The organism is Pseudomonas sp. KH_046_1 (assembly GCF_057839025.1).
Map to the genome: position 1 here is coordinate 3699076 of NZ_CM174481.1, position 11560 is coordinate 3710635.

Below are 11560 nucleotides of genomic sequence, written 5' to 3' on the forward strand. Positions count from 1 at the left end.
TAAGGTCAGCAAGTGTCAGGCCGCCTCTGTGTAGACACCAGCGATTCGCCACCAATGTTCATGGCCGGTTCAGCATGGACGGCATGCCCCTGCAACCGCATAGCTACGTGCGGCCAGCAGCAAAAGCATCATGCCGTCAGGATAAAGTCCGCCTGATCGATACCTGCACTGTTAACACCGACAAGGCGAATAGAGTCCACTCCGATCCCGATCACCGTGTCCGCCCCGTCAGCCGCAATGCTCACGTTGGCAGCGAACGTTTCGTTGCTGATCCCCAGCCCCCCGATATTGAGCAAGTCCTGCCCTCCGACCGGATCGATATCGAAGCCCTGGATCGAGTCGTTGCCGAAGCCTGCCGCAGCAAACATGAAGGTATCGTTGCCGAGGCCGCCGTTGAGCGTGTCGTCGCCCAGCCCGCCGAAGAACAGATCGTCACCCGCACCGCCGAGCAGAATGTCGTTGGCCAGGCCGCCCAGCATCCTGTGGTTTGCCGCCGCGGCATCGTAGGCCAGCTCACTGCCGCTGCCCTCGGCGTTCGCCTGCAAACCCGCCGCCGCGTATTGGCCATTCAGCGCGACCTGCGTCACATGCGCACCGTCGCTTACGCTCAACATGCCGCCGGTGCCGGTGTCATTCGCTGCATAGGTGATCTGCGTATCGGCACCGAACGCAACATCGCCAAATTCCAGCTTGTCACCCGCGGCAAAACCGCTGACGCTGCCACTGAACGCCGCCGACATATCGAGCTTGAGCGTGCCTGCCGCGCCGCTGTCGAACGTCACATGCTGATCGGAGGCTGCACCGAATTCCAGCATCGCCGAACCGCTGATTGTCGCGCTTCCCGCGCCACTGGCATCTCCGTGGACAGTGATATTGCCATCGTTCGCCCACAGGCTACCGCTGTTGAGGAGCGCACTTTCAATCACCAATCCGCCGCTACCGCTGGCTTGCAGCACACCCGTGTTGGTGACGGCGCTGCTACCGGTATCGATCACCAGCGCATTCGCACCGCTGGCAAGGATCAGGCCCGAGTTGACCAGCATCATCTGCCCCGCCCCCAACTGGCCGGCACCCGAGATGGTGTTGTCGGCATTGGTGAGCACCGTGTCGGCGCTGCCGCCGAAAATCACGTTTTGCGCGTTGTCGGATAGCAGCACCTGGCCGCCACCGGTCAAGGTCGCGCCACGGAACAGAATCTCAAGGTTGGTCGCGCTGCCGGTGGAGCCGAGCTCGATGGTGCCGCTGTTATGGATGCTGCCACCGAACGGCATGATCGCGCCGTCGGCAATGGTGAGGGTACCGGCGTTGTTGGTGATCGGGTCCACATCGAACTGGAAGTTCGCTTCGCTCAGGTTCGCTGCATCGACACCTTTCAGGGTGATCGTCTGGCCGGAGCTTATGCTGACCAGTGCATTGCCATTGGCGTCGTTAGTGATGCTCAAGTCAGCAACACCGGTGACACCCGTGAAGCCGATCATGTCGATCTTGTCTGCCGTGGCATCGAAACTGTAGATCTGATTGTTGCCGATCGGCTGGGCGAAGACGAAGGTGTCGGCACCGGACGAACCGGTCAGGTTGTCGTCAGCGGACAAGGCGAAGATCGGCGTGCCGGGGGCAAAGGCCTCGACGTTATTGAATACATAGGAACTGCCCACACTGCCGTCGGCGTTAGTCCAGGTCATGTTGATGTGGAGTACCGCAGCGCCCGCGAAGCCTTCTGGTGTTGTCACGGTCAATGCTCCGGGATCGCTGGTCTGCACTGTCCAGGTGCCGTCGCCGTTGTTGATTCCGGCGTTTAGAGTCCAATTTGACGGAACGTCGGCAATTGTGACAACAAAGCTATCGCTCAGGCCTGCCGATGGATCAGCAATCGCAAGGTTTATTGCTTCTCCGGACACTCCCGCAGGGTAAGTCAGGCTAATGCTTGTTGCAGCACTAACGTTGCCTGCCGCGTCCATAGCCGTGACAAATAGCGTCTTGGTACCCGTAAACTTGCCAGTCAAATCAATATTGGCGAATTGACCGCCGGTATTGGTCGTTCCGGTCCCAATTTCTGTGTCGCCGGCGCCAAACACGCCATTGCCATTGTCCAGGTAAACCTTAATGAATGAATTAGCTTCGGCGCTCCCTGAAAGCTTATGGTTTGTACCGGAGTTGTTGTAAGTCAGCCCAGTCGGTGACGCTGGCGGCGTTGTATCAATCGGAGTTTCAACAACGTTCTGCACGTTTACCGTAATCGTCTGCGTATCGATTCCGCCACTGGCGTCGGCCACCTGAACATCCACAACGTAGGCGTTGTCGCCATCGGTACCACCGACATCCTGGGCATTCTCGTAATCGGGCGCCGAATTGAACGTCAGCACCCCGCTCGAACTGATCGAGAACTTGCTGAAGTCCGTCCCGGCCGTATTCAGGAGCGAGTAGCTCAGCGTCTGCGCCGGCAGATCAGCATCGGTCGCCACCACCGTCGTAACCGCCGTGGTGTTCTCCGCCACATTGACCGAAGCCGTCGTACCACCACCGTTGGAAGTGATCGTCGGTGAGTCGTTGCTGCCGGCGATATGCACGGTGACCGAAGTGAGGGTGCCGTCGGCACTGCTCACCGCGAAGGTGTCGGTGTAGGTGGTGCCGGCGGCGAACTCGTTGTGGGCGGAGTTGGCGACGTAGGTCCAGGCACCGCCGGTGCCGATGGAGAACTGGCCGTAGCTGCCGGCGGTGTTGGTTTGGGCGACGAAGGTTGCGGCGCTGTCGACGTCGCTGATGGTCAGGGTGCCGGCGGTGGAAATGTCGACGGCGGCATTGGTCTCGGTGAGGTTGGCGATGTCGGCGGACAGCACGGCGGCATCGTTGGTGCCGAGGATATGCACGGTGACCGAAGTGAGGGTGCCGTCCGCACTGCTCACCGCGAAGGTGTCGGTGTAGGTGGTACCGGCGGCGAACTCGTTGTGGGCGGAGTTGGCGACGTAGGTCCAGACACCGCCGGTGCCGATGGAGAACTGGCCGTAGCTGCCGGCGGTGTTGGTTTGGGCGACGAAGGTTGCGGCGCTGTCGACGTCGCTGATGGTCAGGGTGCCGGTGGTGGAAATGTCGACGGCGGCATTGGTCTCGGTGAGGTTGGCGATGTCGGCGGACAGCACGGCGGCATCGTTGGTGCCGAGGATATGCACGGTGACCGAAGTGAGGGTGCCGTCGGCACTGCTCACCGCGAAGGTGTCGGTGTAGGTGGTACCGGCGGCGAACTCGTTGTGGGCGGAATTGGCGACGTAGGTCCAGGCACCGCCGGTGCCGATGGAGAACTGGCCGTAGCTGCCGGCGGTGTTGGTTTGGGCGACGAAGGTTGCGGCGCTGTCGACGTCGCTGATGGTCAGGGTGCCGGCGGTGGAAATGTCGACGGCGGCATTGGTCTCGGTGAGGTTGGCGATGTCGGCGGACAGCACGGCGGCGTCGTTGGTGCCGCTGACGGTGACGGTCACCAGCTGGGTGTCCACGCCCCCCAGGCCGTCGCTGACTTGCACCGTAAACACCTCATCATGACTCTCGCCCGCCTTCAGCGACTGCACCGCACTGGCGACACCATCGGTGCCATTGGCCAAGGTGTAAGTCCATTGGCCGGTGCTGTCGACGGCGATCGAGCCATAGGTGCCTGTTGGCGAGCCATTGATAGTCCATGTCGCCGTGGCGTCGTGATCGATGTCGGCCGAGCTGAACTGGCCATCGACGCTGAGCGCGGTGTCTTCCTGCACCGCGCCGGCCTCGTTGCCGGTCGCGAAGCTGAGCACGGGCGCATCGTTGCTGCCGCTGACGGTGATAGTCACCAGCTGGGTGTCGACACCGCCGAGGCCGTCGCTGACCTGCACCGTAAACACCTCATCATGACTCTCGCCGGCCTTCAGCGACTGCACCGCACTGGCGACACCATCGGTGCCATTGGCCAGCGTGTAAGTCCACTTGCCGGTGTTGTCCACGGCGATCGAGCCGTAGGTGCCGGTTGCCGCGCCATTGATGGTCCAGGTCGCCGTGGCGTCGTGATCGATGTCGGCCGAGCTGAACTGGCCATCCACGCTGAGGGTGGTGTCTTCCTGCACCGCGCCGGCATCATTACCGGTCGCGAAACTGAGCACGGGCGCGTCGTTGGTGCCGGTCAAGGTGATCGTCACTGTCTGCGGTGCCGAAACTGCGTTGCCCGCGCCGCTGTCGTCGGTGGCCACCACGGTGTAGGAGAAGCTGATGGTTTCACCGGCGCTCAGGAAGTCCAGGTTCTCGCTGCTGCTGTAGGTCCAGCCTGCCTGATCGACCGAGAAGCCGGCGACCAGCGCCGCGGCCTGCGCCGCACTGAGGGTGCCGCCACTCCAGACGAGGTCGTTGTTGGCGCTTTGGCTGACCGTCACGACGTCGCTGCTGTCCAGATCGGCAAAGCTCAGCGCCCCGCTGTCGCTCAGCGTGGCCGCGCCGTTGCCTTCGTTCATCGCCCCGGCAGCATCGTCGATGGTCAGCGTCGGCCGGTCGTTGGTCCCGGTCAGGGTGATCGTCACGTCCTTGGTCACCGTCGCCCCGAAGTCGTCGGTCAGCGTCACCGTGAACACTTCGGTCTTGGTCTGGCCCTCGGCCAGGTACTGCGCCGCACTGTTGTTCAGCGTATAGGTCCAGCCCACGCTGCCCGCAGCACCGCCGGTGCTCTCGTCGCTGACATTGGCCACCAGCGTACCCAGCGCACCGGATGGCGCACTCACGCTGGCCACATGTGCGTCATCGGCCAGGTCCACGTCGCCGAAGGCGAAGCTGCCGCTGGCCACCGTGGTGCCGTCTTCGGTCACCGCACCGCTTTCGACCTCTGCCGCCGTCACCGTCGGCGCGTCATTGGTGCCAGTGATGGTGACGGTCACATTCTGCGCGACCGACGAGCCATGACCATCGTTGATGGTGACCAGGTAAGTTTCGGTGACTGTCTGTCCCTGGGCCAGGTACTGCGCCGCCGCATTGCTCAGGTTGTACGTCCATTGCACCGAACCGTTGGCCGCGTTCGCTGCTTCGCTTACCGCCGAGAGTTCGAACGTACCAAGATGAGTAGCGTTGCCCGCTGCCGGCGCGAACGTCGCCGTGTGCGTGTCGCTCAGGTCGATGTCATTGAAGGTAATCGTGCCGCTGGCCGTCAGCGAGTCGGTCGTGCTCGCAGTGGTGTCGGCGTCTTCGGTCACTATGCCGGCCTGCGCGCCGATGCAAATCGTCACACCATCATTCACGCCCGAAAACTGCACTGTCGCGGTGGCCCAACTGAGCGTTCCGTTGCCGAGACGTATCGCATAGGTAAAACTGTCCGTCAGGAGCTCGCCAGTCGCAAGCGCCTGGAGTTGTGCCTTGAAAGCCTCTGAAAAAGTAGCGGCGTCGTAGCCGACCTTACCGTCCGAGGTGATCCAGATCTTTGCACCATTCTCGCTGGTGTCAGTACTCGTCGCCTCAGCCCTCGCCGTATCCTGGGCCAGGAGGTCGGTCGGAGCATAAACCTTGGTGGCAGTAGAAAGACTGTCCGCGTTATCGAGTGACCAGAGTGTCTTCGCGCTGCCGCCGAGGTCATTGGACATGACGTCCCAATACACGACCCCCAACAGATTTTCAGTGGAGGTAAAGACATCTTCCTTCGCCTGCGGCGTGTTGGAAAACGAGGTAACGGTTCCGCCGCTGGTAGTTGTGGTGCTAGCCATGTCTTTCTCCCAAGAATTTCACTCTGAGCAAAAAACCGCTGTGGGCCGCTAACAGCCACAAGCCGATTCCTCCTCAACCCACGAACACTTCACTCCACCGGTACCAGCCGGCTGGCCAGCAGCTTCACGCCCACCCCGACCCTGCCGCCCTGCGGCTCAATGCGCACGATTTGTCCTTGCGCCTTGAACTTCATGGGGCCGCCGGGGGTGTCGAGTTCGATCTCGAAGTCAATCAAGCTACCCACCTGCTGCTCGCTTTCGGTTTCGAAATACAAACCGGAGGCGCTGATGTCACGGGTGACACCGCTGCCCCCGCCGGTCAGTTGCAGCGACAGGGTGACTTGTTCACGGGGCTCAATTCGGTGTGCGTCTTTCATGGCTGCAGTCTAAAAACGACCGCTGTTTTTTACATGAGCGCGCTATCCCTTTTTTTCTGGGAGTCAATCACCCATGAAAACAGTGTTTTACGGGACAAATGTCATGGGAGGGGGTGCCTGAAGCGCTATAGAAAAAAGCTACGGGCTGCAACGATTGCTATCATGATCAGCTAACACAACCCGCCTAAAGAGGCAGCGACCCGCATGCCAATTCAAGTCCAGTTAGTCGCTCTACCGCTCGTGGCCTGGGGCCTTGAGCGTCTGGTGGAAAGCGCTCAACCGAGGTTGATGCTGGCGGGCTCGGCGGCGTCGGTGGCGGAGTACCTGCTTTCACTGCACCCATACGCTCCAGATGTGGTGGTGCTGGACCTGGACAGCGAGGACTGTATCGAGTCACTGGCCGAATTGCACAGCCAGACCAAAGCCAAGATTCTGGTAGTGACAGGGTCGAGCGACGTGGCGCTGCATGACCGTGCGGTGCTGGCGGGCGCACGTGGCGTGGTGGATAAGCGGGAGTCGGCATCCGCCTCGACATTGCTCAAGGCCATAGAAAAAGTGCATGACGGCGAACTCTGGATTGACCGCAATGCGACCAGCCGTATCTTCCTTGAACTGGCGCGCAAGAAAGTCGAGCGCGATATAGACCCGGAGCAGCAAAAAATCGCCAAGCTGACGCGCCGCGAGCAGCAAACCATTGCATCGCTGGCCAGCGACCCCTCAGCCCCTGGCAAGTTGGTGGCCGAGAAACTGCACATCAGCGAGCACACGCTGCGCAACCATTTGACATCGATCTACAGCAAGCTGGGCCTGACGAACCGCGTAGATCTGTACGCCTACGCACACAAGTATGGGCTTTCCACAGGCGACTGAGGACTGTGGCCATACGTGGTTCCACCTTGTCAATAAACAGGTGTTGACTCCTCTGACAGCCTGCTGAAACCAGAGAGGAATTCGTAGGCGTCCGATGAGCCCGTGTCCAATGAGATTTCGGGCGCCCTGTTACAGGCTTTGTAGTGGCTAAATCGTGATAAGCAGGTAAGTCGATCACTCCCAAGCAAGATGGGTGTTGTCCGGACCAGACTCACACATCCCGCAGCCCTGCCATACTGTTCAGCATGACCAGTGCAACTTTCCGCTTCTACGAGGAGCTCAACGATTTCCTGCCGGCCGAACGGCGGCGGCAACCCTTCACCTGCCAGTGCGCGCAAGGGGCGACGGTCAAGCACATGATCGAGGCGCTCGGGGTGCCGCACACCGAGGTCGAACTGGTGCTGCTCAACGGTGAGTCGGTGGGCCTGGAGCGGGTGATCCTCGACAGTGACCGGCTGGCGGTGTATCCCAAGTTCGAAGCGCTGGACATCAGCCCGCTGCTGAAGGTTCGTGCGCAACCTTTACGGGTGCTGCGTTTCGTCGCTGATGCGCACCTTGGCGGGCTGGCCAGCCTGCTGCGCATGAGCGGCTTCGACACCCTCTACGACAATGCCTTCGAGGATGGCGAGATCGCCGAGATCGCAGCGCAGCAAGGACGCATCGTGCTGACCCGCGACCGCGAACTGCTCAAGCGACGAATCATCAGCCACGGCTGTTATGTGCATGCCCTGAAACCGTCGCTGCAGCTGCGCGAATTGTACGAGCGCCTCGATCTGGCGCGTAGCGCACGGCCATTCAGCCTGTGCCTTCATTGCAACCTGCCACTGCACGAGATCAGCCTGGAACTGGCCCGGACGCAGGTGCCGCCACGCATTGGCGCCCTCTATTCACACTTCCTGCGCTGCGACGCCTGCCAACGGGTTTACTGGGAGGGTTCGCACTGGCGTGGCATGTGCGCATTGCTGGCACCGCTGCTGAACCGATAGCCGCCAGCCCTTGGCGGACACAAAATAACAAAATTGCCATGTGCTCCCTTCGTTCCTTCTTGCGTCGCACTGTTCATTGCCCGTTCCCGTACGTCTGGAGTTTCCCCAATGCCCTCGCCTGAATACTTGCCCGCTGCGCTGCTGGGCCTGGCCCTTGTTTGTCCGGCCATGACCGAGGCTCAGGGCCTGGAGCTGGGACAAGTGCTGATTGGCGCCGAGGACCAGAGCGACGAAGACCAGGGGATCGAGGACGCCAGGACCCGGCTGGCTCAGGTACCCGGCGGCACCAACGTGGTCGACATGCGCCGTCCGTTGCAGGGCCGCGTGGCCAGCAATCAGGATGTGCTGGCTTACCAGCCGGGGATCTATGCCCAGTCGTCGGGTAACGAAGGGGTGAAGATCTCGATCCGCGGATCGGGCATCAACCGTGCACCGGGCGCCCATGCCTCGGGGCTGTACACCCTGCTCGACGGCCTGCCGCTGACCGGCCCCGGCGGCACGCCCTATGAATTGCTGGAACCACTGTGGCTCGACCATGTGGAGGTGCTACGCGGCGCCAACGGGTTCGACCGGGGCGCTCTGGCCCTGGGCGGGGCCATCGATTACGTCAGCCATACCGGCTACGACGCGCCGAAGTTGCAGGTACGTTACGCAACGGGCAGTCACGGCTATCAGCAGCGCCAGATCAGCTCCGGGCAAGTGCTCGGCGCCTTCGATTACTACGTGGCCATGACCGACGCCAACGCCGACGGCTACGAGGACCACACGGCCAGCGAGAGCCAGGGAGTCATTGCCAACTTCGGTTATCGCTTCAACGCCAACCTGGAAACACGCTTCTACCTGCGCCACCGCCAGACCGACAACGACCTCGCGGGACGGGTGACCAAGCACTCCATCGAGCATGACCCACGGGCGGCCAACCCTGCCTACGTGGCGCGGGACGACCGCCGCGACGAGCCGGGCAGCACCTTTATCGGCAACAAGACCACCTACTACATCGATGACGATTCGAGCATCCAGACCGGCCTTGTCTACCACGACTATCCCATGGACTTGAGCGAGGGTCCCAACCGCCTGAAGGTGGCATACACCGACGTCAGCGGCACGTTCGACTACAAGCGTCGCGACACGCTCTGGGGGCTGCAAAGCCAAAGCACCCTGGGCCTGCGAGTGACCAAACACCTGCCCAACGCCGGTGCCAGCGAGTTCGTGCGCATCCCCACCGGCAACACCGCCGGTTACGCCCCGGGCACACTGATTCGCAACTTCACCTATCAGGGCTCGGATACGGTCCTGCATGCCGGCAATGACCTGGAGATCGCCGACGACCTGTGGCTGACCACCGGCCTCGCCGCGATCTACACCCGCCGCGAAAGCGATGTCACCTACCCGCAGGAAGGTGGCAAGACCAGTCTGCACGACTGGGACTACGCCCCGCGCGTGGGCCTGCGCTACCAACTGACACCGGACCTGCAGCTGTTCGGCAATCTCAGCCGCTCGGTCGAGGCTCCGCACCCATGGTCGCTGATCTATAGCTCGAACATCCGATCCCCCGCAGGCAGCGGCGTCGCCACGGGCGCCCAGCGCCAACCAATCACGCTGCAAAACCAGACCGCCACTACCCTGGAAATCGGCGGCCGCGGTGACAGCACGCTGGGGCAGTGGAGCCTGGCCTGGTACTACGCCCAAGTGCGCCACGAACTGCTTTCGGTGCTGCCGGACGCCAATGCCACCACGCCCTACGAGCTCAACGCCAGCCCCACCGTGCACCAGGGCGTGGAAGCCAGCCTGCTGAGTCCCCTCTGGTCGCCGGACGATGGCGGCCAATTGAGCCTGCGCCAGAGCTATACCTTCAGTGACTTCCACTACCGCGACGATGAGCGCTTCGGCGACAACCGCCTGCCGGGCCTGCCGATGCACTATTACCAGGGCGAACTGCGCTACGACTGGCCACAAGGCTTTTTCGCCGCGGTCAACACGCAATGGGTGTCCAAGGTCGCGGTCGATTACGCCAACAGCTACTACGCCGATCCCTACGCCATATTCGGCGCCACACTGGGCTACAACGCACCCAAGGGCGACTGGCAGACCTGGCTGGACATGCGCAACCTGACCGACAAGCACTATGCCGCCACGGTCACGCCAGGCTACGACGACAAAGGGCTGGACGCGGCACGATCCACCCCAGGCGAGGGCATGGCGATGTACGTCGGGGTGTCGTGGAGCCTGCTCTGAGGCTGCTTGCCTCACTTCGTAAACGCACACAACCGCGCGCGACGACTAAGCTTTTGTAACGTCACTTCGTCCCTCAAGGAGATATCCATGAGCGCCGCCGCCCTGTCCGAACTCGATGCCGCCCTGCCCGGTCTGACCCGCAAGATCCGCGTGCTGGATGCCCTGTCCTGGCCGGATGGCGTCGAGGAAGACTTCCTGGCGAAATGGCGCGGCGGGCGGGCCGAGTTACCCAAGGGCGAGTTGCAGCCCCGCGACCACAGCGCCGACATCGCCGCCCTGGAAACCTTTATCACCCAGTGCGATGTGGGGCATCCGGCCGGGAATTTCCTCGCCATGACCGCCCGTAGCTATGCCACCGCCGGACACATGCTGGGGGCCATTGGTACTCCCGCCTTTACCCAATATTCGTCAGCGCTGTACCGGCGCCCGGATTTCTATTACACGCGCTTGCAACTGAGCATGCTCGACGCGGCCCGTTTCTTCCTCAAGACCACCGACGCCCTGCTGGGCGGTGCGCGGATTCCACCCTGCCCGGCCGATATCCCGGCCAAGGCGTTCGCCGCCTGGATTCAACCGGAACTGGACCGCTTCTTCGGTGCCGGACAGATCACGGTCGTACTCGATCCGAACTTGGCCGCCAAGGCCATCGCCGGATCGAGCCGCATTCGCCTGCGGGCCAGCGCGCTGTTCTCGGAGCTGGACAAGCATCAGCTGTTGCAACACGAGGCCTTCGTGCATGTCGCCACGGCACAGAACGGCGCGCGCCAGCCCAACCTCACAAGCCTGGGCCTGGGGGCGCCCCGTACGACCCAGACCCAGGAAGGCATTGCCACCCTGGCCGAACTGTTCACCGGCAGCATGGACATCAACCGCCTGCGTCGCCTGGCCCTGCGCGTGCTCGCCGTCCAGCAGGCGCTGGAGGGTGCCGACTTCATCCAGGTGTTCGAAGGTTTTCTGGCGGCCGGGCAGACAGAACAGGAATCCTTCCGCTCAACCCAACGGGTGTTCCGCGGCGCCGACCTGCGGGGTGGTTCGGCGTTCACCAAGGATGCCGCTTACCTGACCGGGTTGCTCGGCGTCCACACCCTGCTGCGTATCGCAATTCGCGATAACCGGCCGGAACTGGTCGGGCATCTGTTTGCAGGGCGTCTCAGCCTGGCTGACACCGTGCGCCTGGCCCCTCTTTTCGAATCCGGCTGGCTCAAGGGGCCGGTCTATCTTCCGGCCTGGGCCAGCGACCTGCGTCTGCTGGCCGCCAACCTCGCCTTCTCGGCGTTCATCGCCCAGATCAAGCTGGATGTGCTGGACCTGAAGGTGTTCATGGCATTCGCCGAAGAGCACGAAAGCGATGCCAGCGCCCAGTGATCGAGGCGCAATTTTTCAGGCCGCCTTG

General features: G+C 62.3%; 6 protein-coding genes. 4 read left to right on the plus strand and 2 right to left on the minus strand.

From position 1 onward, the window contains the following. Positions 1-128: 128 nt before the first annotated feature. Positions 129-5699, minus strand: coding sequence for a beta strand repeat-containing protein (locus AC3IT9_RS17065; RefSeq protein WP_489270452.1), 5571 nt, complete (start codon positions 5697-5699; stop codon positions 129-131). Positions 5700-5788: 89 nt separating this feature from the next. After that, positions 5789-6076 (minus strand): PilZ domain-containing protein, encoded by a 288-nt coding sequence (locus AC3IT9_RS17070; RefSeq protein ID WP_150725532.1) that lies wholly within the window; start codon positions 6074-6076, stop codon positions 5789-5791. Between the two features lie 204 nt (positions 6077-6280). Here AC3IT9_RS17070 and AC3IT9_RS17075 point away from each other — a divergent pair, with 204 nt between their 5' ends. The 4 genes from AC3IT9_RS17075 to AC3IT9_RS17090 all read left to right on the plus strand — a co-directional run bounded on the left by AC3IT9_RS17075 (position 6281) and on the right by AC3IT9_RS17090 (position 11532). Beyond that, on the plus strand, positions 6281-6946 hold the full coding sequence (locus tag AC3IT9_RS17075) for a LuxR C-terminal-related transcriptional regulator (protein WP_353740967.1): 666 nt from the start codon (positions 6281-6283) through the stop codon (positions 6944-6946). A 245-nt stretch (positions 6947-7191) separates the two neighbouring features. Beyond that, positions 7192-7932, plus strand: coding sequence for a Mut7-C RNAse domain-containing protein (locus tag AC3IT9_RS17080; protein ID WP_150758750.1), 741 nt, complete (start codon positions 7192-7194; stop codon positions 7930-7932). Positions 7933-8040: 108 nt separating this feature from the next. Next, positions 8041-10167 carry a TonB-dependent receptor family protein gene (locus tag AC3IT9_RS17085; protein ID WP_489270454.1) on the plus strand — a complete coding sequence of 709 codons (2127 nt, stop codon included), beginning with the start codon at positions 8041-8043 and terminating at the stop codon, positions 10165-10167. Between the two features lie 87 nt (positions 10168-10254). Then, entirely contained in the window at positions 10255-11532 is a 1278-nt protein-coding gene (locus AC3IT9_RS17090) for a tyrosine/phenylalanine carboxypeptidase domain-containing protein (protein ID WP_489270455.1), read from the plus strand. Positions 11533-11560: the final 28 nt, after the last annotated feature.

Bases quoted from the DNA above. Each gene is read 5' to 3' on its own strand.
- AC3IT9_RS17065 (WP_489270452.1), bottom strand. From the start codon at position 5,699: ATGGCTAGCACCACAACTACCAGCGGCGGAACCGTTACCTCGTTTTCC.
- AC3IT9_RS17070 (WP_150725532.1), bottom strand. From the start codon at position 6,076: ATGAAAGACGCACACCGAATTGAGCCCCGTGAACAAGTCACCCTGTCG.
- AC3IT9_RS17075 (WP_353740967.1), top strand. From the start codon at position 6,281: ATGCCAATTCAAGTCCAGTTAGTCGCTCTACCGCTCGTGGCCTGGGGC.
- AC3IT9_RS17080 (WP_150758750.1), top strand. From the start codon at position 7,192: ATGACCAGTGCAACTTTCCGCTTCTACGAGGAGCTCAACGATTTCCTG.
- AC3IT9_RS17085 (WP_489270454.1), top strand. From the start codon at position 8,041: ATGCCCTCGCCTGAATACTTGCCCGCTGCGCTGCTGGGCCTGGCCCTT.
- AC3IT9_RS17090 (WP_489270455.1), top strand. From the start codon at position 10,255: ATGAGCGCCGCCGCCCTGTCCGAACTCGATGCCGCCCTGCCCGGTCTG.